This window comes from Rhizobium pantanalense (genome assembly GCF_030182525.1).
Taxonomy (GTDB): domain Bacteria; phylum Pseudomonadota; class Alphaproteobacteria; order Rhizobiales; family Rhizobiaceae; genus Rhizobium.
This window is the reverse complement of the sequence record NZ_JAQJCH010000012.1, coordinates 1-20,672: the sequence shown is the minus strand read 5'-3', so window position 1 is coordinate 20,672 and position 20,672 is coordinate 1. Positions and strand designations below refer to the sequence as shown.

General features: G+C 59.3%; 18 protein-coding genes and 1 pseudogene. 10 read left to right on the top strand and 9 right to left on the bottom strand.

Annotated elements, in window-relative coordinates; translation table 11 throughout:
• The first annotated feature begins 111 nt into the window (after nt 1-111).
• Nucleotides 112-1,335 carry a plasmid replication protein RepC gene (gene repC, locus PH558_RS26575; protein WP_285207442.1) on the top strand — a complete coding sequence of 408 codons (1,224 nt, stop codon included), beginning with the start codon at nt 112-114 and terminating at the stop codon, nt 1,333-1,335.
• A gap of 186 nt (nt 1,336-1,521) precedes the next feature.
• Here repC and PH558_RS26570 read toward each other — a convergent pair whose 3' ends face one another.
• On the bottom strand, nt 1,522-1,692 hold the full coding sequence (locus tag PH558_RS26570; RefSeq protein ID WP_168192627.1) for a hypothetical protein: 171 nt from the start codon (nt 1,690-1,692) through the stop codon (nt 1,522-1,524).
• A 211-nt stretch (nt 1,693-1,903) separates the two neighbouring features.
• On the opposite strand from PH558_RS26570, the gene PH558_RS26565 reads away from it, so the two are divergent.
• On the top strand, nt 1,904-2,212 hold the full coding sequence (locus PH558_RS26565; protein WP_285207439.1) for a hypothetical protein: 309 nt from the start codon (nt 1,904-1,906) through the stop codon (nt 2,210-2,212).
• A gap of 122 nt (nt 2,213-2,334) precedes the next feature.
• On the opposite strand, the gene PH558_RS26560 is transcribed toward PH558_RS26565, so the two are convergent.
• The 3 genes from PH558_RS26560 to PH558_RS26550 all read right to left on the bottom strand — a co-directional run bounded on the left by PH558_RS26560 (nt 2,335) and on the right by PH558_RS26550 (nt 6,358).
• Nucleotides 2,335-2,832: an HIT family protein gene (locus PH558_RS26560; RefSeq protein ID WP_483314190.1), complete on the bottom strand. Its 498-nt coding sequence runs from the start codon at nt 2,830-2,832 to the stop codon at nt 2,335-2,337.
• A gap of 689 nt (nt 2,833-3,521) precedes the next feature.
• Nucleotides 3,522-5,105 carry a DHA2 family efflux MFS transporter permease subunit gene (locus PH558_RS26555; protein ID WP_285207435.1) on the bottom strand — a complete coding sequence of 528 codons (1,584 nt, stop codon included), beginning with the start codon at nt 5,103-5,105 and terminating at the stop codon, nt 3,522-3,524.
• Nucleotides 5,102-6,358, bottom strand: coding sequence for an HlyD family secretion protein (locus PH558_RS26550; protein ID WP_285207432.1), 1,257 nt, complete (start codon nt 6,356-6,358; stop codon nt 5,102-5,104). Before PH558_RS26550 ends, PH558_RS26555 begins: the two co-directional genes overlap by 4 nt.
• A 156-nt stretch (nt 6,359-6,514) precedes the next feature.
• Between PH558_RS26550 and PH558_RS26545 the strand changes: the two genes are divergently transcribed.
• A complete protein-coding gene (locus PH558_RS26545; RefSeq protein ID WP_285207430.1) occupies nt 6,515-7,195 on the top strand; it encodes a TetR/AcrR family transcriptional regulator in 681 nt (226 codons plus the stop codon).
• Nucleotides 7,196-7,284: 89 nt separating this feature from the next.
• On the opposite strand, the gene PH558_RS26540 is transcribed toward PH558_RS26545, so the two are convergent.
• The 5 genes from PH558_RS26540 to PH558_RS26520 form a co-directional block, all read right to left on the bottom strand.
• Nucleotides 7,285-9,006 carry a peptidoglycan D,D-transpeptidase FtsI family protein gene (locus tag PH558_RS26540; RefSeq protein WP_285207428.1) on the bottom strand — a complete coding sequence of 574 codons (1,722 nt, stop codon included), beginning with the start codon at nt 9,004-9,006 and terminating at the stop codon, nt 7,285-7,287.
• Nucleotides 9,007-9,211: 205 nt separating this feature from the next.
• Nucleotides 9,212-9,757, bottom strand: coding sequence for a sarcosine oxidase subunit gamma family protein (locus tag PH558_RS26535; protein ID WP_095438564.1), 546 nt, complete (start codon nt 9,755-9,757; stop codon nt 9,212-9,214).
• Nucleotides 9,750-12,680 (bottom strand): sarcosine oxidase subunit alpha family protein, encoded by a 2,931-nt coding sequence (locus PH558_RS26530; protein ID WP_285207425.1) that lies wholly within the window; start codon nt 12,678-12,680, stop codon nt 9,750-9,752. Before PH558_RS26530 ends, PH558_RS26535 begins: the two co-directional genes overlap by 8 nt.
• Nucleotides 12,677-12,955, bottom strand: coding sequence for a sarcosine oxidase subunit delta (locus PH558_RS26525; protein ID WP_113409943.1), 279 nt, complete (start codon nt 12,953-12,955; stop codon nt 12,677-12,679). The genes PH558_RS26530 and PH558_RS26525 overlap by 4 nt, the downstream gene beginning before the upstream one ends.
• Before the next feature lie 12 nt (nt 12,956-12,967).
• The gene (locus tag PH558_RS26520) at nt 12,968-14,218 is read right to left on the bottom strand and encodes a sarcosine oxidase subunit beta family protein (RefSeq protein WP_285207424.1); all 1,251 of its coding nucleotides are present in this window, start codon (nt 14,216-14,218) and stop codon (nt 12,968-12,970) included.
• Nucleotides 14,219-14,306: 88 nt separating this feature from the next.
• Between PH558_RS26520 and PH558_RS26515 the strand changes: the two genes are divergently transcribed.
• From PH558_RS26515 to purU, 7 genes and pseudogenes are all read left to right on the top strand, one after another.
• On the top strand, nt 14,307-15,266 hold the full coding sequence (locus PH558_RS26515) for a GlxA family transcriptional regulator (RefSeq protein WP_285207422.1): 960 nt from the start codon (nt 14,307-14,309) through the stop codon (nt 15,264-15,266).
• Between the two features lie 78 nt (nt 15,267-15,344).
• A complete protein-coding gene (locus PH558_RS26510) occupies nt 15,345-16,028 on the top strand; it encodes a helix-turn-helix domain-containing protein (protein WP_285207421.1) in 684 nt (227 codons plus the stop codon).
• Nucleotides 16,029-16,121: 93 nt separating this feature from the next.
• Nucleotides 16,122-17,030, top strand: a complete 909-nt coding sequence (locus tag PH558_RS26505; RefSeq protein WP_285207415.1) for a class II glutamine amidotransferase — start codon at nt 16,122-16,124, stop codon at nt 17,028-17,030.
• A gap of 31 nt (nt 17,031-17,061) precedes the next feature.
• Nucleotides 17,062-17,748, top strand: coding sequence for a GltB/FmdC/FwdC-like GXGXG domain-containing protein (locus PH558_RS26500; protein ID WP_095438570.1), 687 nt, complete (start codon nt 17,062-17,064; stop codon nt 17,746-17,748).
• A gap of 15 nt (nt 17,749-17,763) precedes the next feature.
• On the top strand, nt 17,764-19,092 hold the full coding sequence (locus PH558_RS26495; protein ID WP_285207412.1) for an FMN-binding glutamate synthase family protein: 1,329 nt from the start codon (nt 17,764-17,766) through the stop codon (nt 19,090-19,092).
• Nucleotides 19,093-19,170: 78 nt separating this feature from the next.
• On the top strand, nt 19,171-20,478 hold the full coding sequence (gene glnT, locus PH558_RS26490; RefSeq protein WP_285207409.1) for a type III glutamate--ammonia ligase: 1,308 nt from the start codon (nt 19,171-19,173) through the stop codon (nt 20,476-20,478).
• A 96-nt stretch (nt 20,479-20,574) separates the two neighbouring features.
• Nucleotides 20,575-20,672 (top strand): annotated as a pseudogene (gene purU, locus PH558_RS26485) (formyltetrahydrofolate deformylase); the annotation flags it as partial.

Below are 20,672 nucleotides of genomic sequence, written 5' to 3'. Positions count from 1 at the left end.
CCTTCTCTTCAATGTAGCAACTGAAGAATCGCATTTCCTCGAATCCCAGTCAAGAGTCTTTGGCACCGTTTTTGGTGATCGTATTTCTTTTGCCTCTTGAAGGTGAGGAAAATGCAGAATGGAAGTGTAACGACGCCTTTTGGGCGGCGGCCGATGACGCTTGCCCTGCTTCGGCAACAGATCGCCGTAAATAGGATCGAGCCTGGCAAGTCGGTCGATAAATGGAAAGTCTTTCGAGACGCATCCGAAGCGCGGCAAAAGCTCGGATTGCAAGATCGTAGCCTTGCCGTGCTTGACGCTCTATTGAGCTTTTATCCCGAAAATGAACTCCGCCAGGGTGGCCAGCTCGTTGTCTTTCCATCCAATGCGCAGTTGACCTTGCGCGCTCACGGCATCGCGGGCGCCACACTTCGCAGGCATCTTGCGCTTCTCGTCGAGGCTGGCCTGATCGCCAGAAAGGATAGCGCCAATGGCAAGCGCTATGCGAGAAAAAGCCGGACGGGTGAGATCGAAAACGCATTCGGCTTCGATATCTCACCGCTGCTGCTGCGCGCCGAGGAGCTTGCGATCACGGCTCAGCAGGTCGTGGCGGAGCGAATGGCCCTTCGTCGCGCCAAGGAAAGCCTGACGATCTGCCGGCGCGACGTCCGCAAATTGATCACGGCGGCCTGCACGGAAGGCTTCGGTGGCAACTGGGCGCCGATCGAAGACAGCTATAACGCCATCGTCGCTCGCATTCCTCGTTCGCCGACGATGCCCGACATCATTTCCGTTCTCGAAGACATGGAGCTTCTTCGCCGCGAGATCATCAACCTGCTGGAAACGCAGCAAGAAATTGAAAATTATAGCACCAATGATGCCCATGATGAGCAGCACATACAGAGTTCGAATCCCGAATCTCTTAATGAACTTGAACCAAGCTTTCGAACAAAGCCGGACACGAGGTCCATAGAAAGAGGCGGGTCCAGGAAAGAAGCGATGCGAATATTTCCTTTAGCCCTCGTGCTGAAGGCGTGCCCGGAAATAAGCTCCTATGGGCCGACGGGCATTATCAACAGCTGGCGAGACCTGATGTGCGCGGCGGTCGTCGTGCGATCTATGCTGGGCGTCAGTGCTTCGGCCTATCAGGATGCTTGCGAGATAATGGGGCCGGAAAACGCCGCCGCGACGATAGCTTGTATTCTCGAGCGATCAGGGCATATCAATTCGGCCGGCGCTTATCTGCGAGATCTTACATCAAAGGCGAAACGCGGTGAGTTTTCACTCGGTCCCGCGCTCATGGCATTGCTTCGAGCAAATAACAGAGACAGCAATATCATATTGAGGGTTTCGTGATGGGTTGCTTCAGTTTCCAGGGTATCGACGATCTGAAATACGCCCTTGGAATGAGCCTCGGCCGTTACCGAGCGAGCGGCGGCAGGACAGTCCTTTCCATCAATTGAGACGGCCAAAGCCGATCTTTCAGCCATGGCCGTCCATTGACCGCCGAAAGTCGGCGGCGGCCTAGACCCGCGCCTTGGATTAACGGCAGACGCGTTCCTTGCGGACGACCCAGTGGCCATGAACCTTATGCTTCACCGTCTTCACGAAACAATCGTGGTGATGACGATGAAACGGAGCTGCCTGAGAGGGGGCGCTGACGGCGACCATGGATGCCAGGGCGATCACCGAAGAGAGAAGCAGGCTTTTCATATTAAACCTCGTAAGCATTGGGGGTTGATGCTGCGCGTTTACGCATGACTTTGATGACCGATCGAGACTTAACCGAAAATGAATAGCACCCTTACAATTTTGTAATGCGTCTTGGCGATTGCAGTCATCCGAAAGCCCGCGCGGCAACTGCCAGAGCAGTTAGCCTTGGCTTTGAGCTACCTAGACCAGGATCGGTCTCAGCCGATCGCATTTGTCGCGCTATCTCACGACGTTGCCCATTAGTCATGAGTGGGTGGCAGCTGAGGCCGCGCTCGCGGGCGAGCCCAAGCTTCCTTGGAAATTCATTGGTTCGGGATATCCGGTGATTGGGAAAGCTGGACGAAAATTCATCCAAAAAGCCGACAAAAATGCTCATCGGGAGGCTGTTTTACCCCGATCCTTGAGGCGAAATTACCGCTTGGGCGTGGCGCCTTTGCGTGGCTCCGAAGCCTGCATCCACGCTGTATGGCTCATGGAAGCTAACCAGGATTTAGCTTCTCTATTACAAATTTTTCCTTGAAAATCCGTTATTTAGACAGCGCCGAATTTAGGCACGGAAAGCGAAGCATTTCGTCCGTCTTGCGTGATATAGCATGCCAAACCGACCGATTAGTCAAGGAAATTGTCGATTAAGCACATCGCTCAAATCGCCCGCAGACAGAACCGCATCGCCTCGCGCAGGAGCGCGATGGTCTCCGGAACATTTGGTCCTTCAATCTCAGGCGGCTGCAGACGTTCGCAGAATTCGCGCCAGACGAACAGGGTCAGTTCCGCGCCGTCCGTTTCGGTCTCCCCCTCCCCTTCGGCAAATTGTTCGAGGATCCGATAGCGAGCATCTTGCCAGAACAGTTTCTCCACCCAATCGTAAATGGGGATGACATGGAAGTGAAAGGTAAGTCCGGAAACATGACCATATCGGCCGATATAGACGCGTGGAGCGCCCAGCTCCTGTTTCAATGTTGCCTGAGACAGCACCAGCAGCGGACCGATCTCCCTAAGAGCGGCATCGGGTAGATCGAAAAGATCATTTGCGGATCTTTTCGATGCGATCATGAGATAGCCGGGAAGGGCCGAATTCGCGCGATGGCTGACAAGCCACCCATCGCTCTCGCCGATGAGAAACTGTGAAGCGTTCATCATACCTCTCCTTGATTTCAGTTATTATTCGTCGGCTACCGACGCTTCTGGCATGGCGAAGATAACATCGCTCATGACCAGCAAGTGAAGTTCTCCCGGCTTTTCGATGTGTTGGATCGTTGCCGTACTTGTTTCAAGGACTGTGATCCGAACCTGCGACCATAGGCAATAGAATTCGCCGTAGTCAGCGCGGCGTTGGAACCTGACAGCAGTACGAACGCGACCGTTGCCGCGATGAATGCTGCGTATAACTCAAGGGACATGTCGGAATTCCCAAAGTTCAAGGTAGCCGCAATGGAGATATCTGCGAGGGACGATCCTGGCGGGTTGGCCGGGCCACCTTCAACACCTGGTCGGGGTAGTTCTTTTCTGGCCGGAGCGAGCCCGCTCAGCCTTGGTGTTCGCACCGAAACCCTGACAGCTGTCAGGGTTTTGCAAATAACGAACGCTGGAAAGGCGGTCCTGGGAGGTTTGCGTCGCCCGGCGACCGGCAGAGAGGCAACATGCGTCGCGCTACCTCTGGCGGCCATGGGCCAAAACCCTGACAGCTGTCAGGGTTTTTGTCCGTGAAGTTCCGCCGACGCGTCGCGATAGCGGTGATGAACCGCGGTAGCTGAGAGTGCCCCGCGGCCATTTCTTTCCGGGTCGGAACTTCCGTCGCCTCGAAAGCTCCGACCGGAAGCGCCGGTGCGTCAATGTCCCATGGATGCTTTCTTGCCGAGCGTTACGTTGCGTAACGTCAAGGCAAGGGGAATGGCGGCTAGCGAGATCAGCGTCAGAACCCAGAAAGCATCGACATAAGAAAGAAACGAAGCCTGGTTCTGTATTTGCTGATTGATCCAGGCGAGTGCTTGTTGGTGGGAGGTCAGAACCGAGCTTCCTTGCGCCATGAAATAGTTGCTCAACTGACCGTAGGTATCCTGATAGGCGCCGTTCGACGGGATGATATGTTCGACCAGGCGGCTTTGGTGGAACTGCTCACGATGGGTGATGATGTTGGAAATCAGCGACACGCCAATCGATCCGCCGGTATTGCGAGCGGCGTTCAGCAGCGCGGAGGCCTGGTCGGTCTTGCTGGCGGGAATCCCGTCATAGGAGGCCGAGGTGATCGGCAGGAAGATGAATGGCAGGCCGATCCCCTGCAGCATGCGGGCTTCGGCGAGATACCAGAAACCTACGGCGCTATAGACGCTGGTTACTTGATACATCGACAGGGCGACGAAGCCGGCACCGATCGCGATCAGATATTTCGGCTGTACTTTCGATGATAGGAAGCCGACCACGAACATCATCACCATGGTGACCACGCCGCCGGGAGACAGCATCAGCCCCGCCCAGGTTGCGGTGTAGCCGAGATTCTGCTGAACCAGCTGCGGCAGATATTGCGTCGTGGCGAGCAGAAGCGCGCCCGTCGCCATCATTACCAGAAAGCAGGTGCCGAACTGTCGGCTGACCAGCATCCTGATGTCGACAGCTGGATTCTTGTGCTTCAGTTCCCAGGGGATCATCAGCAGGAAGGCAAGCGCGCAGATCACGGCTGCCGCAACGATGAAGCTGGAGCCGAACCAATCGTCTTCCAATCCTCGGTCGAGCATCAGCTCCAGCATTCCAAGAAAGGTGGCGACGAGTCCGAAGCCGATCCAATCGAAGCCGGGCTCGTGGCTGCGCTTCAGGGCGCGCTCTTGCGCTGCTCCTGCCGGTTCCTTGATCAGCATGGCAACGGCGGCAAGCGTCAGGATGCCGACGGGACCGTTGATCAGGAAGCACCAGTGCCATGAGAAATTATCCGAAAGCCACCCGCCCAATGTCGGCCCGACCACAGGAGCAACGACAACGGCCACGCCGAACAAGGCAAAGCCCTGCCCTCGCTTTTCCGGCGGAAAGCTGTCGGCCAGAATGGATTGGGCAACCGGCACCATGCCGCCGCCACCGATGCCCTGCAGGATCCGGGCGAGCAGCAGGAATTGCAGATTGGGCGCAAAGCCGCACATCACGGAGCTGATGGTGAAGAGCGCAAGGCAGCTGAGAAAGAAAGTCCGGCGACCGAGAATGCGCACGAGATAGCTCGTGGCCGTCACGATCACGGCGTTGGAAACGAGGTAGGTGGTGACGACCCAGGACGCTTCGTCCTGGCTGACACCGAGGCCGCCGGAAATATAATTCAGGGCGACGTTGGCGATGGTTGTGTCAAGCACTTCCATGAAGCTGGCAAGCGCGACGACGATCGCAATGATCCAGGGGTTTGCCACCGATCTGGCGACGCCGTTCGTGCTCACAACACGTTCCTCAAGCTTTCCCATAAGGAGGGACTGGCATCGGTGCGCACCTTCGGGACGACGGACATACCTGGGCCCAATGCGACATCACTCGGCACGTCATCAAGCTTGATCTTCACGGGAACGCGCTGGACGATCTTTACATAGTTGCCGGTGGCGTTTTCTGCCGGAAGCAATGAGAATGCCGTTCCCGATCCCGGCTGCACGCTTGCGACATGGCCATAGATCGTGCGGCCGCCATAAGCGTCGATAGTCAGCGTTACCGGCTGGCCCGGGCGCATATGATCGAGCTGGGTTTCCTTGAAGTTGGCCGTGACCCAGAGCTTGTCCGGCACAAACATGGCCAGATTCGTGCCCGCCTGCACATATTCGCCGTCGCCGGCCGACAGCTGCACCACTCGACCGGGCTGAGCTGCTGTCATCGTCGTGTAGGAAAAATTGAGCTTGGCCTGGTCGAGCTGGGCTTGATCTTGCTTAAGAGTTGCCTGAACGTTGGCGATCTGGAAGTCATAGGCGTCGAGCTGACGCTGCGCAGCGGTCAGCGAGGCTTGATCGGTGTTCAGTGCAGCCTGTTGCTGGTGCAATTGCGATGTATATTGCTGCGCTTCCTGAAGAGTGCCGGAGCCGCTCTTCACCAGCCCCTGATAGCGGTCGTTTTGCTGCTGGGCGAAGACGAGGTTGGCTTGGGCCTGTGCGACCTGAGCCTTGGCCTCTTCCACATTCGCTTCCTGAACCCGCTTCTGCGCCTCCGTATTCTGGATATTGGCGTTTGCGGCAGCGACCTGAGCCTGTGCCTGCTCCAGAGCTGTTTGATAGTCGCGATCATCGATGCGGGCGATCACTTCGCCGCTCGTGACGTGCTGGTTATCGGTGACGGGGACGGAAGAAATATAACCGGCTACGCGCGAGGTGATGGCATATTGCCGCGCAGCGATGAAGGCATCGTCGGTGCTTTCATAATGAGAGGCGTTGTCCCAATAGATAAAGGTTACCACGGCTGCCGCAGCGAGCGCGCTTCCGCCGATCAGGAGCATCCGACGGCGCCGGGAGGGGCTGCCGGTCGCGTCCTTCTGGCCGGGATCATCCGGCGTTTCGGTTTCGTCAGGTATTCGGGTTTTGTCGCCGGGTTGCGGCACTTCTGCCCTTTCCTGTTCGGCCGAGAGGCCGCTTTGCTCATGATTTACCTTGCCGCCGGCCGTCTTCGGCTCCAGCACGATCAATTTTCCGAGAGTCTCATCCTGAGGCGTGCTCATCTTCTACCTCTTTTATCACAAGGGCATAAATTGAAATGAAACGTTCAATTTAAATATTGACGTAGAACTGATCGGGATGTTAGTCAAGAGCCGCGGAGGGTGCTAAACCGCGTCCAAGCCAATCAAAAAGCAGTGAGGTCCGTCATGCCGCGGGAAATGGCAAAACCCCAGATTACGCCGGCAAAGACAAATGCAACGCGACGTGGCCGTCCGCCGCGGGAGAGGGCGGGAGAGGTCGAGGACAGAATTCTGCAGGCCGCCCTCCAGGTCTTCATCGCCCGAGGTTATGAGGGCGCCAGCATTGACGAGATTGCCGAGGTGGCGAGAGCCGGCAAGCCGAGCATCTATGCGCGCTTCATCAACAAGGAGACCTTGTTCAGAGAAGTCGTCATCCGCTGGGCGCAAAAATCCGGTGAAATGGTGGCCTCAGCCACGTCGGGCAGCATCCTTGAACGCTTCCAATCCGCAGGTGTCTTGATCGTCCAGCGCGCCATAAGGTCGGAGACCATCGGGCTCATACGCAGCGTGATCGGTGAAGCGACCCGTCATCCGGATCTGGCAACGACGATCCACTATGCCATGCGGGCACATGGAACGGCTACCGCAATGAAACTCGTGGCAGAATTGGCGGAGGCCGAAGAACTCAAGTCATTGCCTGCCTTCGCACCGGCTAACCTTGAAGCCACCACCCGATACTTCATCGATCTGGCGTTGCTGCCGATGATGATATCCTCGCTGTTTCATGCCGATCTGACGCCCGTGAAGTCGCAGATGGAAGATCATGCACGCGAGGCTGCCACTTTTTTCTTGCGCGGCTGTGGCTATAGCGGCGTTTGACGGATTCTTCGAATCCGTTCCAGCTCTTTGTTTTCAAGCAATTCCGGACGGAAATCCGCCGCGCACTCTTCCTGGAACTGCTCCAATCTTCAATAGGCGGCGAGCAAGTTCGACCCGAAATCGGGCTCGACGCCGAGCAGCGGCGCGGCGTGGCTGATGATGTCATGGACCATGGGTGCCGCTGTTTCTGCAGCAAGGTTCAGGTTGTGCACGCCCGTCAGCGGCTGATCGATGAAGGCCAGCACCACATATTTCGGGTTATCCATAGGGAATGCGGCCAGGAACGAATTGAAGCTGAGCTTGTGCGAGTAAACGCCGTGAATGACCTTGTTTGCGGTGCCCGTCTTCCCGCCGACATGATAGCCGGGGACGTCGGCGGCTCGGCCGGTGCCCTGTTCGCCGTTCAGCCGGAAGAGATAGCGGATCGTATCGCTGGTGCTCTTCTTGACGATCATCGTCTCGGTCTTTTCCGCCTCTTCCTGTGTGCGCGGAAGGAAGGAGGGTTCGATCAGCTTGCCGCCGTCGATGAGGGCTGCGCCAGCGACGGCGGTCTGCATCGGCGTGGTGGCGACGCCGTGGCCGAAGGCGATGGTTATGGAGTTGAGCTTCTTCCAAACCTTTGGCTGGCTGGGCGCCTTCACCTCGGGCAGTTCGGTTTGCATCTTCGTCAACAGCCCGAAGCGGGTCAGATAGCTCTTCTGGATGGCCATGCCCACCTTGTCCATCATCTTGGCCGTGCCGATGTTGGACGAATAGCGGAAGATTTCAGGGATCGACAGAACACGCCGCGGCACGTCGCGGTCGTCATGGATGGTGAAGCCGCCGTAATGCAAGGGAGAGCTGGCGTCGAAGGTGTCCGTCAGCTTGACCATACCCGTGTCGATGGCCATTGCGATCGAGAAGGTCTTGAACACCGAGCCCATCTCGTCTGTGCCGTTCGACATGCGGTTCAGCCAGCCTTTGACATCAGCCTGCGGATCGTTCGGATCGAAATCGGGGGCGGAGGCCATAGCCAGGACTTCACCGGTGTGAATGTCGAGAATGACGGCGCCTGCCGCCTGACTCTGGTATCGGCTGATTGCGTCCGACACCACGTCATGGACGATGTTCTGGACGCGCAGGTCGATCGAAAGCCGCACCGGCTCCAGCTGGTCGCGGCTCGTCAGGCCCGTGGACGCGAGATCCGACAGACCTTGCATGTCGAGATATTTCTCCATGCCGGCAACGCCATGATTGTCGATATCGACATAGCCGAGAATATGTGCGGCGGTTCGCCCGCCTGGATAGAAGCGCTTGACCTCAGGCCGAAAACCGATCGCCGGAATGCCGAGCGCCAGGATTTCGCTCTGTTCCTTCGGCGTCAGCTGCCGGCGCAGCCAGGCAAAATGCGAGCGGCGGTCGGCAAGCTTCTTATAAAGGGACTTGCGGTCGATATCGGGAAAGATCGAGGCGATTTTTTCCACTGCCTCGTCCGGATCGATCACGCGGTTGGGCTCGGCAAACATCGAGACGGTGCGAATATCGGTTGCGAGCAATTCGCCGTTTCTGTCGACGATATCCGGGCGCGCAGCGCTGACATGGTCCGGCGGAATCGCCGACGTGTCGGCCCTTGGCTCCATATCGAAATAGGTAAGCCTGGCAAAGATCGCCACATAACAGACGAGCAGCCCACCCGCGAGCATCATGATGCGAGCTTTGGCGAGTTTGGCTTTGCCCGTTGCGCGTACTGGCGGGCGCTCGCGTCCGCCCGGACCAAAGGTGATTCTGATGAGGCGACCGCTATTTGCGCCGAGGGCGTGGATGATCGACATGAACGATTTATTCGCAAAACAGGGGAAGGCGGACGTGCCTCTGGATCAACAATCTCTAAGCTCAAGATGGTTAACAGGGGACTAATTATAAGTTTTTCTTACTAACGTTGTGTTTGAGGCGCACCTCGCGCGTTGCGCGTATGACGGCTGCGAGCAAGATAGTCTTGCCTGACTATATCCGCGCCAAAACATCTTTGGATGTGGTTCAGAGCGCGAGCTGCTCGGCACCCTGAGATCGAGCCAGAACCTCGAGTTCCTCATAAAGCGATTCCGCAAAGCTGCGCAGCACAGTCAGTTCGAAATCGTTCATGCCGGTGCGCGTGAGCTGCACCGAGATATGACCGAAAAGCGTCATGGCACTGCCCCCCTCCGGGAAGCTCGATGGATGCAGATCGACGGCCGTACCTTTGTTGAGCAGCTGGGGGGCGTTCGGGCCGGAAATGAGGATGCGGATACGGCCGTGGCTCTGGTCGCAGATGAAGGCACGGCCGGCCAGGGTATCAGCCAGAGCCTGCCTTTCGGATTCGGCGAGCGGCTCATTGCCGGCAATGAACCATTGCCGGTATCCCGCCGGGCGTACGGAACTTTGCTTGAGGCCGGCCGCGGGAAGATGGGCCGCAAGCTCTTCGCTCGTGGTTGCACCCATCACATGCAGGAGATGGCCCTCCGGCAGGGCTTCCAGCCGGATGGTCCGGCCTTGCAGAACGGCCTTTCCGGCAAGGACCGGCTTTGATATCGGCAAATCAGGCATGGAGTTTCTCATTCTGAGGGTCGATGAAGACCGGGCTGCAGATCACGGCATCCGTGTATTCGTTTCTAAGCCCGTTCCAGACGATGATCTTTTCGCCGACGCGCGCCGGTCCGTTCTTGATAAGAGCGAGCCCGATCGTATGGCCGAGGCTGGGGGAAAAGGCGCTCGATGTCACATAGCCCTGGTCGTTTTCGAGCGTCGCCGCCGCACCGTCCGCAAGGATATGGGCACCGGTACGGAAGCTGGTCGCCGGATCTACCGGTTTGACCCCGACGATGCAAGGCCGGTCGGCGGCCTGCAGGCCTTCGCGTTGGAGCATGGCCTTGCCGATGAAATCGGGTTTGGTCGTCGAAACCATGCGGGCAAAGCCGAGATCGCCCGGTGTGACTGTGCCGTTGATCTCCGCATGGGTGACGTGGCCCTTCTCGATGCGCATGACGCCGAGCGCTTCGGCACCATAAGCGCAGATACCATGCTTCTCGCCTGCCTCCATGATGGCGTCGGCGACGAACTCTCCATAGGCCGCCGGCACGCCGAGCTCGTAAGCGAGCTCGCCCGAAAAGGATATCCGGAAGAGGCGGCCTTCAAGCTTGCCACCGAACAATGAGACCGCGCGCGCGCTCATGAACGGGAAGGCGGCGTCGGAAATATCTTCGTCGACGATCTCGGAGAGGATCGTCCGCGATTTCGGTCCGGCGACCGCCATCTGAGCCCATTGATCGGTTGATGACGCAAAATAGACCTCCAGCTCGGGCCATAGAGTCTGGGCGCAGAACTCCAGATGGGCGAGCACGCCGGCGGCTAGCGCCGTCGTCGTGGTCATGAAGAAATGGTCTTCGCTCAAGCGGCTGGTGGTGCCGTCGTCATAGATCATGCCGTCTTCGCGCAGCATGATGCCGTAGCGCGCCTTGCCGACGGACAGCTTGGCGAAGCCGTTGCAATAGATGCGGTCGAGGAAGGTTGCCGCGTCCTTGCCGAAGATCTCGATCTTGCCGAGCGTCGAAACATCGCAGATGCCGGCATTTTTTCGAATGTTCAGGACTTCGCGATCGACACTTTCGCGCCAGGTCTTCTCGCCTTCGCACGGGAACCAGGAGGAGCGGTACCAGAGGCCGGTCTCGACGAAGACTGCGCCGTTCTTCTTTGCCCATTCGTGCAAGGGGGATTTTCGCGCCGGCTGAAAATGCTTAGCCCGCGAAGTACCTGTCAAAGCACCGAAGGAAACAGGAGTATAGAACGGCCGAAATGTCGTGATCCCGACCTCGGCCGGTGAGACGCCTCGGGCGTCGGCGAGGATGCCGATGGCATTGATGTTGGAAAGCTTGCCCTGATCGGTCGCCATGCCGTTCGTCGTATAGCGTTTGGCGAGTTCCACATCACCATAGCCTTCGCGCACGGCAAGCCCGAGATCCTTCAAATGCACGTCGTTCTGGTAGTCGACGAAGGCCTTGCCCTTGCCGCCTTTGATATGCCAGAGCCGCGCGGCAACAGTCGGTACTTCTTCTGCTGAAGCAAAAGCGGGAGCGACCTTGCCAAAGCCGATGGCTTCCAGCGCCTCGGCGGCTTTGATCGCTCCGTCGCCAAGGCAGCTATCGATGGAGGCAAGACCGGCCGCGGAGCCGGCAATCAGCAAGCCTTCCTGTCTTTCCGGCGCCAGGAAGGCTGCATGCTTTTCCGACCAGACCGGCTTGGCGCCGCGATGGCAGGCAAGGTGAATGATCGGGCTCCAGCCGCCGGACATGGCCAAAGCATCCGCATCGATCTCCTGCATGCCCGAGCCGCTCGCAATCTTGACCCCGCGGACCTGCTTGGGGCCGACCGCATCGATGATGCATGCACCGGTCAGCACCCGCGCCTTGCCGTTCCAGTGTTCACCTGTGGCGCGCGTATCGACGATGGCGGCGACGTCAATGCCTGCGGCCTCAAGGTCGGCGGCAGTGCGATAGCCGGAACTGTTGGTCGTGAAGACGACCGTACGTTTGCCGGGCGCGACAGCCTGGCGGTTCAGATAGCTGCGCATGGCGCCAGCCATCATGACGCCTGGAATATCGTTGCCGCCAAAGACAAGCGGCCGCTCTTCGGCGCCTGTCGCAAGGATCGCCTGCTTGGCGATGATGCGCCAGAGGCGTTCGACAGGCTGGCGGGGGTCGGGTGTTGCCACATGCTTCTGGACGCGTTCGACCGCGCCGAAGACATTGTCGTCGTACCAGCCGATAACCGTCGTGCGCGACAGGCATTGCACGTTCGGCAGGCTGTCGAGTTCGTCCAACATGTCGTTGAGGGGCGAGCTGCTCTCCGAGAGCAAGCTGCCGCCGAGATCAAAGCCTTCGTCCGCGAGAATGACGCGCGCTCCGGCGCGTCCCGCGGTCAGCGCCGCGGCAAGACCTGCAGGCCCGGCACCGATCACGAGCAAGTCGCAATGCGCCCAGCACTTCTCGTAGGAATCGGGATCGGTGTCATAGGACGCCTTGCCAAGACCGGCTGCCTTGCGGATCAGTGGCTCGTAGACCTTTTCCCAGAAGGCGGCCGGCCACATGAAGGTCTTGTAGTAGAAACCGGCGCTGAGAAAGGGCGACAGAAGCCCGTTGACGGCGCCAAAATCGAAGGCAAGCGAGGGCCAGCGGTTCTGGCTGCGGGCGATCAGCCCCTCATGGAGCTCGATCATCGTGGCGCGGCTGTTGGCCTCGGTGCGGCCGCCTGTGCCGGTCGTGACGAGCGCATTGGGTTCGGCGGCACCCGCCGTCAGGATGCCACGCGGCCGGTGATATTTGAAGCTGCGGCCGACAAGCTGGATGCCGTTGGCAAGAAGCGCGGAGGCAAGCGTGTCGCCCGGATGGCCGGTCAAATCTCGGCCATCGAAACTGAAGGCAACGGTTTTGGAGCGGTCGATCCGGCCGCCGGAGGAGAGGCGATAGCTGCTCATGCCTCACCTCCGAGCTTGGCAAGTGCCGCGTCGCTGACGCCATGAACCTTGTGAGTGACCGTGTCACGTTCGACGATCAGCCAGCGGCGGCAGCCGGAGGAATGGTGCCAGTATTCCTTGTGCCACCCCTTGGGGTTGTCGCGCAAATAGACGTAATCGTACCAGTCTTCCGCGCCGGCATCCGGAGCAGGGCGGCGGAGGCTTGCATCGCCCTTGATGGTGAATTCTTCCTTGGGCCGGGTGCCGCAGTGAGGGCAGGAAATCAGGCTTGCCATCGTGTCATGTCCTCAATGCAGGTTCGGTTGGGCGCCGACGCCCTTTTCATCGATCTGATAGCCGCGCCGAAAGCGATCGAGGCGCAGCTGCGTCGCCGTTTCATGCGGCTCGTTGCGGGCGATCAGATGGGCGTAGCAGTAGCCCGAGGCCGGCGTGGCCTTGAAGCCGCCGTAACACCAGCCGGCGTTCAGATAGAGATTGTCGATGTGGGTCCGGTCGATGATCGGGGAGCCGTCCATGCTCATATCCATGATGCCACCCCATGTGCGCAGATAGCGCACGCGCGTCAGTGCCGGGATCATCGCCACACCGGCTTCGGCGACATGTTCGACAGTCGCGAGATTGCCGCGCTGGGCATAGGAATTGTAGCCGTCGATATCGCCGCCGAAGACAAGGCCGCCCTTGTCGGATTGCGAGACATAGAAATGGCCGGCGCCGAAGGTGACGACGCAATCGATGAATGGCTTTAGGCCCTCGGAGACGAAAGCCTGCAGCACATGACTTTCGATCGGCAAACGCAGCCCCGCCATATCGGCGACGACGGTGGAATTGCCGGCCGCCGCCAGCGCAAGCTTGCCGCAACCGATAAACCCCTTCGTCGTCTCGACACCCGTCACGCGGCCCTGGTCGGTGCGGATGCCTGTGACTTCACAGCCGGTGATGATGTCGACGCCACGGCTATCGGCTCCGCGGGCATAGCCCCAGGCGACTGCGTCGTGGCGCACCGTGCCGCCGCGCTGCTGCAACAGGCCGCCCATGATCGGGAATCGTGCGTTTTCGAAGTCCAGGAAGGGCAGCTTCTTGCGAACGGCTTCGCGGTCGAGCAGCTCGGCATCGACGCCGTGCAGGCGCATGGCATTGCCACGCCGGGTATAGGCGTCGCGCTGTGCATCCGAATGGAAGAGATTGAGCACGCCGCGCTGCGAGACCATGGCGTTGAAATTGAAATCCTGCTCCAGCCCTTCCCAGAGCTTCATCGAAAGCTCGTAAAACGGATTGTTGCCGGGAAGCAGGTAGTTCGAGCGGATAATCGTCGTATTGCGGCCGATATTGCCAGAGCCGAGATAGCCTTTCTCTAGAACGGCAACATTGGTGATGCCGAAGGTCTTGGCGAGATAGTAGGCAGTCGCCAGCCCATGGCCGCCGCCACCGACGATGATGGCATCATAATGTTGCTTCGGTTGCGGCTGGCGCCAGGCAGGCGCCCAGCCGGTATTGCCGCGAAGACCGTTGAGGAAAACAGAGAAAGCCGAATAGCGCATGGTCAGGTCCGCTTTGAATTGCGTTCATGATGACAGAGCGGCAAATGCCGACTTGCCCAATTGGGACCTTTTTCGATAGAAAAGGGACATGACGGCGATCGATAGCAAAAATAGCCAGAATATTGGTTTCATACTGATTCCGGGATTCGCCTTGATGTCCTTTGCCTCGGCAAGCGAGCCGTTGCGGGCGGCCAATCTCCTGGCCGGGCGGGAAATCTATCGATTGTCGATCTTCTCGCCGGACGGCACCCCGGCGGTCTCGTCGGGCGGCGTGCCGGTGCCGGCCGAACCTCTTCCTGGTCGAGGCTCAGGTCTTGGCACGGTTTTCGTCTGCGCCGGCGGATCGCCGCGAGACTGGCACTACCCTTCGGTCCTTGCCTGCCTGCGCCAGCTCGCGCGTGAGGGCGTTCGCATCGGCGGCATCTCGGGCGGTCCTTATCTATTGGCCGCCGCCGGTCTTCTGGCCGAGCGCGATTTCACCATTCATTGGGAGCACGCGCCGGCCCTGCTCGAAGCCTTCCCCGCGCTATCGCCGCGCCAGGCACGCTTCGTCATCGACGGCAATCGTATCACCTGCGGCGGCGGCATCGCGCCGCTCGATATGATGCATGTGCTGATATCAGAGCGCATGGGTGCCGATTTCGCTCGCCGCGTCAGCGACTGGTATCTGCATACCGAAGTTGGCGAGCCGACTGCGCCGCAACGCGGTTCGCTCGCCGAGCGTTACGGCGTTCACCATCCGGGCTTGCTGAGCGTGCTGGAAAAAATGGAGGAGACGATCGAAATGCCGCTCGACCGCACCGCCATGGCGCGCATCGCTGGCGTTACGCCGCGTCATCTCGACCGGCTGTTTGCCGTTCATCTCGGCTCGACATTCCTTGATCAATATCGGCGAATAAGATTGCAGCATGGCCGGCGGTTGCTGGAGCAGAGCCCGCTTTCTATCTCCGAGATTGCCGTCGCCACCGGCTTTTCAAGCGGCGCGCATTTCTCCAGAGCCTATCGCTCCCTTTACGGGATCGCCCCCGGCGAAACCCGCCGTAGCTGATTTTCGTCGTAGTTGAGAACATTTCACTGGGAGGATAGAGTCCTTCCCAGCAAGCCCTGCCGGCAAGAAGGATACGGAATGAAAACCAAGGCAGACACTGTATCGGCCGATGATCAATCCCATGCTGGACGATCGGCCTTCTCCCAAAATCCGCATGCGGTGCGCGAGCCGAAGGAAAACAATCTCGAAATGGCGATCGGCCACGAGGTTCGCGCCTATCGCAAGAAGCTCGGCATCACTGTGACGGATCTTGCCGCCGCGACGGGGATCTCGCTCGGCATGCTGTCGAAGATCGAAAATGGCAATATCTCGCCGTCGCTGACGACGCTGCAATCGCTATCGCGTGCACTCGGTGTGCCGCTGACCGCATTCTTCCGTCGCTATGAAGAGCCGCGCAACGCCGTCTTCGTCAAGGCCGGTCAGGGTGTCGAACTCGAACGCCGTGGTACGCGCGCGGGCCATCAATATAATCTCCTCGGCCATATCGACAACAATTCGAGCGGCGTCATCGTCGAGCCCTATCTCATCACGTTGACGGCGGATTCCGATGTCTTCCCGACGTTCCAGCATGAGGGCATGGAGTTCCTTTATATGCTCGAGGGTGAGGTCATGTACCGCCACGGCGATCAGCTCTACCCCATGCAGCCGGGCGACAGCCTCTTCTTCGATGCGGATGCGCCGCATGGCCCGGAGGTGCTGGTGAAATTGCCGGCCAAATACCTGTCGATCATCAGCTATCCACAAAGAGGCAAGACTGACTGACTTGCCTTAAAAGAAAAAATTATTCTTTTGAGTTGAAAAACCGCATTGGACCTGCTAGCCATTTTTGCAGATGCGAAAACGGAGGGTTTGGGCATGTGCGGAATTGTCGGTCTTTTCTTGAAAGATAAGGCGCTGGAGCCGAAACTCGGCGCGCTTCTGTCTTCCATGCTGATCACGATGACCGATCGCGGACCCGATAGTGCGGGCATTGCGATCTACGGCAACGATAATGGCAAGACGGCAAAGATCACAGTCCAGTCGGCCGATCCGGAAAAGGATTTCGACGGCCTGGAATATGAACTCCGGCGCGCGCTCGACATCCCGGTATCCGTCGTGGTCAAGAGCACGCATGCGGTTATCACCCTTGCCAAGGACAAGCTTGACGAGGGTAGGGCGGCCCTGACGGCATCACGTCCGAATATCCGCGTCATGAGCAGCGGCGATACCGTCGAGATCTACAAGGAAGTCGGCCTGCCGAAGGATGTGGTCTCCCGCTTTGGCGTGACCGCCATGTCTGGCACGCACGGCATCGGCCATACTCGCATGGCGACGGAATCGGCCGTGACCACGCTCGGCGCCCATCCCTTCTCCACCGGCTCGGACCAATGCCTGGTTCACAACGGTTCGCTCTCGAACCACAACAACCTGCGCCGCGAGCTGAAGCGCGAGGGCATGGTCTTCGAAACGGAAAACGATACAGAGGTGGCCGCTGCCTATCTCACGGCCGAGATGGCGAAAGGCAAGGATCTCGGGGCGGCACTCGAAAGCGCCGTCGACGATCTCGACGGCTTCTTCACCTTCGTCGTCGGCACCAAGTCCGGCTTTGGCGTCGTTCGCGATCCCATCGCCTGCAAGCCGGCCGTCATGGCCGAGACTGACCAGTATGTCGCCTTCGGCTCCGAATATCGCGCGCTCGTCAATCTTCCGGGCATCGAGGATGCCCGTATCTGGGAGCCGGAGCCGGCGACCGTCTATTTCTGGGATCACGAAAAGGCTGCCTGATCAGAAGCGCCGCAATCGAGAGAGATCTTACATGCCAGTTTTCGACCTATCCGTCACACCGTTGCGCGAACTCAACAGCGCTCTTCATGGCCTCGCCGCCGGCACCAACGATACTGCTTTCGAAGTCGTCAATCCGCGCGGCCATCATGCGGTGGCCGCCGGTATCGACGCGCCCGTCACCGTCGATATCAAGGGCTCCGTCGGCTATTACTGCGCCGGCATGAATGATGGCGGCAACGTCACCATCCACGGTTCGGCCGGCCCAGGCGTTGCGGAAAACATGATGTCCGGCACCGTCGTCATCGAAGGCGATGCCAGCCAGTATGCCGGGGCGACCGGGCAGGGTGGCCTGCTTGTCATCAAGGGCAATGCCGCCTCGCGTTGCGGCATATCGATGAAGGGCATTGATATCGTCGTCTACGGCAATATCGGCCATATGTCGGCCTTCATGGGGCAGTCCGGCCATCTCGTCGTGCTCGGTGACGCCGGCGATGCGCTGGGGGACAGCCTCTATGAGGCCAAGCTCTTCGTCCGCGGTTCGGTGAAAAGCCTTGGCTCCGATTGCATTGAAAAGGAAATGCGCCCGGAGCATCTGGAGAAGCTCTCCGAGCTTCTGGAAAAGGCCGGCGTGCGCGGCGTCAGGCCGGAGGAGTTCAAGCGTTATGGATCGGCGCGCAAGCTCTATAATTTCAACATCGACAATGCCGACGCGTACTAAGGCGAAGGGGACCTCATGAACTACCACAATCCGCACACGCCGCCTCGCAAGTCTGCTACCTTCGACGATCATACGCTCGCCGAAATCCGCCGCGCGGCGGCGACGGGCATTTACGACATTCGCGGCGCCGGCACCAAGCGCAAGGTGCCGCATTTTGACGACCTGTTGTTCCTCGGTGCCTCGATCTCGCGCTATCCGCTCGAAGGCTATCGCGAGAAGTGCGATACGACCGTCGTCCTCGGCAGCCGTTTCGCCAAGAAGCCGATCACGCTGAAGACCCCGATCACCATTGCCGGCATGAGCTTTGGCGCGCTTTCCGGCAACGCCAAGGAAGCCCTCGGCCGCGGCGCGACGCTTGCTGGAACATCGACGACGACGGGTGACGGCGGCATGACGGACGAGGAGCGCGGCCATTCGCAGACACTGGTCTATCAGTATCTCCCGTCGCGCTACGGCATGAACCCTAGGGATCTGCGCCGTGCCGACGCAATCGAAGTCGTTGTGGGTCAAGGCGCCAAGCCCGGCGGTGGCGGCATGCTGCTCGGCCAGAAGATCTCCGATCGTGTCGCCCACATGCGCAACCTTCCGAAGGGCATCGATCAGCGTTCGGCCTGCCGCCATCCGGATTGGACCGGTCCGGACGATCTCGAAATCAAGATCATGGAATTGCGCGAGATCACCGATTGGGAAAAGCCGATCTATGTGAAGGTCGGCGGCGCACGCCCCTATTACGATACCGCTCTTGCCGTGAAGGCGGGCGCCGATGTCGTCGTGCTTGACGGCATGCAGGGCGGCACGGCCGCGACGCAGGATGTCTTCATCGAGAATGTCGGCATGCCGACGCTCGCTTGCATTCGCCCTGCGGTCCAGGCGCTGCAGGATCTCGGCATGCACCGCAAGGTGCAGCTCATCATCTCCGGCGGCATTCGCTCCGGCGCCGATGTGGCGAAGGCGCTGGCGCTGGGCGCGGATGCGGTCGCCATCGGCACGGCGGCGTTGGTTGCGATCGGCGACAACGATCCCAAGTGGGAAGAAGAATATCAGAAACTCGGTACGACGGCCGGCGCCTACGACGACTGGCATGAGGGCAAGGACCCGGCCGGCATCACGACGCAGGATCCGGAGCTCGCAAGCCGGCTCGATCCGATTGCTGCGGGCCGGCGGCTGGCCAATTATCTCAAGGTGATGACGTTGGAGGCGCAGACGATCGCGCGCGCTTGCGGCAAAAATCACCTGCACAATCTGGAGCCGGAAGACCTCTGTGCGCTGACGATGGAAGCTGCCGCCATGGCGCAGATTCCGCTTGCCGGCACCAATTGGTACCCGGGCAAGGGAGGCTTTTAAGATTCCGTCTGGGCCTGAGAGGCCCGGACGTTGCATGCATCATCGAAGTGTCTCGAAGAAATCCAAAGGGGAACGAGAATGACACTGGATCTTGCTGCCTTTGCAAAGGACAAAGGCATCAAATATTTCATGATCAGTTATACGGATCTTTTTTCCGGTCAGCGCGCCAAGCTCGTGCCGGCGCAGGCGATTGTCGGGATGCAGGAAGAGGGCGCCGGCTTTGCCGGCTTCGCCACCTGGCTCGACATGACACCCGCCCATCCCGATCTTTTTGCCGTGCCGGACGCCTCCTCCGTCATCCAGCTCCCATGGAAGAAAGAGGTTGCATGGGTCGCCGCCGATTTGCTGATGGATGGCGAGATCGTCGCCCAGGCGCCGCGCAACGTGCTGAAGAAGCTCGTCAAGCAGGCCGAGGCTGAAGGCAAGCGGGTGAAGACCGGCGTCGAAGCCGAATTCTTCCTGATCACCGCCGATGGCTCGAAGATCTCGGACGAATACGACACCGCCGAAAAACCCTGCTACGACCAGCAGGCCGTCATGCGCCGTTATGACGTCATCGCCGAGATTTGCGACTATATGCTGGAGCTCGGCTGGGGTGCTTATCAGAACGACCATGAGGACGCGAACGGCCAGTTCGAGATGAACTGGGAGTTCGACGATGCACTGAAGACGGCGGACAAGCACTCCTTCTTCAAGTTCATGGTCAAGTCGATCGCTGAGAAGCATGGCCTCAGAGCGACATTCATGCCGAAGCCTTTCAAGGGGCTCACGGGCAACGGTTGCCATTGCCATATTTCCGTATGGAGCAATGATGGCAGGACCAATGTCTTTGCCGACAGGGAAGCTGAATTCGGTCTGTCGGCCGAGGGCAAGCATTTCCTTGGCGGCATCATGAAACATGCCTCGTCGCTGGCGGCGATCACCAACCCGACGGTCAATTCCTATAAGCGCATCAATGCGCCGCGCACGACATCGGGTGCTACCTGGTCCCCCAATACCGTGACATGGACTGGCAACAACCGCACGCATATGGTGCGTGTGCCCGGTCCCGGCCGCTTCGAGCTGCGCCTGCCCGATGGTGCCGTCAATCCCTACCTTCTGCAGGCGGTCATCATCGCCGCCGGCCTGGATGGCCTGCGCAGCATGGCCGATCCCGGGCCTCATCACGATATCGACATGTATGCGGAGGGTCATCTCGTGAAGAATGCGCCGCGCCTGCCGCTCAATCTGCTCGATGCGCTGCGTGCCTATGACGAGGACGAGGGGCTGAAGCAGGCGATCGGTTCGGAATTCTCCGAAGCCTATCTGAAACTCAAGCATCAGGAATGGAACGCCTACTGCTCGCACTTCACGCAATGGGAGCGCGACAGCACGCTCGATATCTGAGTGCGCAAAAAGACGCGAGAATTGACCCATGTGCCGGGACAGATCGCCCCGGCGCAAAGGAGGGATTTTGGCCGCGAATGGCGGAGGAAGATCAGCATGACGAGCTATGTATTGACAGTGACGTGCCAATCGACGCGTGGGATTGTTGCGGCGATCTCGAACTATCTGGCCGGACAGGGCTGCAACATCGTCGA

What these genes read in the sequence shown, in the direction of transcription:
- repC (WP_285207442.1), top strand. Translation starts at nt 112, where the DNA reads ATGCAGAATGGAAGTGTAACGACGCCTTTTGGGCGGCGGCCGATGACG.
- PH558_RS26570 (WP_168192627.1), bottom strand. Translation starts at nt 1,692, where the DNA reads ATGAAAAGCCTGCTTCTCTCTTCGGTGATCGCCCTGGCATCCATGGTC.
- PH558_RS26560 (WP_483314190.1), bottom strand. Translation starts at nt 2,832, where the DNA reads ATGATGAACGCTTCACAGTTTCTCATCGGCGAGAGCGATGGGTGGCTT.
- PH558_RS26550 (WP_285207432.1), bottom strand. Translation starts at nt 6,358, where the DNA reads ATGAGCACGCCTCAGGATGAGACTCTCGGAAAATTGATCGTGCTGGAG.
- PH558_RS26545 (WP_285207430.1), top strand. Translation starts at nt 6,515, where the DNA reads ATGGCAAAACCCCAGATTACGCCGGCAAAGACAAATGCAACGCGACGT.
- PH558_RS26540 (WP_285207428.1), bottom strand. Translation starts at nt 9,006, where the DNA reads ATGTCGATCATCCACGCCCTCGGCGCAAATAGCGGTCGCCTCATCAGA.
- PH558_RS26535 (WP_095438564.1), bottom strand. Translation starts at nt 9,757, where the DNA reads ATGCCTGATTTGCCGATATCAAAGCCGGTCCTTGCCGGAAAGGCCGTT.
- PH558_RS26530 (WP_285207425.1), bottom strand. Translation starts at nt 12,680, where the DNA reads ATGAGCAGCTATCGCCTCTCCTCCGGCGGCCGGATCGACCGCTCCAAA.
- PH558_RS26525 (WP_113409943.1), bottom strand. Translation starts at nt 12,955, where the DNA reads ATGGCAAGCCTGATTTCCTGCCCTCACTGCGGCACCCGGCCCAAGGAA.
- PH558_RS26520 (WP_285207424.1), bottom strand. Translation starts at nt 14,218, where the DNA reads ATGCGCTATTCGGCTTTCTCTGTTTTCCTCAACGGTCTTCGCGGCAAT.
- PH558_RS26515 (WP_285207422.1), top strand. Translation starts at nt 14,307, where the DNA reads ATGACGGCGATCGATAGCAAAAATAGCCAGAATATTGGTTTCATACTG.
- PH558_RS26510 (WP_285207421.1), top strand. Translation starts at nt 15,345, where the DNA reads ATGAAAACCAAGGCAGACACTGTATCGGCCGATGATCAATCCCATGCT.
- PH558_RS26505 (WP_285207415.1), top strand. Translation starts at nt 16,122, where the DNA reads ATGTGCGGAATTGTCGGTCTTTTCTTGAAAGATAAGGCGCTGGAGCCG.
- PH558_RS26500 (WP_095438570.1), top strand. Translation starts at nt 17,062, where the DNA reads ATGCCAGTTTTCGACCTATCCGTCACACCGTTGCGCGAACTCAACAGC.
- PH558_RS26495 (WP_285207412.1), top strand. Translation starts at nt 17,764, where the DNA reads ATGAACTACCACAATCCGCACACGCCGCCTCGCAAGTCTGCTACCTTC.
- glnT (WP_285207409.1), top strand. Translation starts at nt 19,171, where the DNA reads ATGACACTGGATCTTGCTGCCTTTGCAAAGGACAAAGGCATCAAATAT.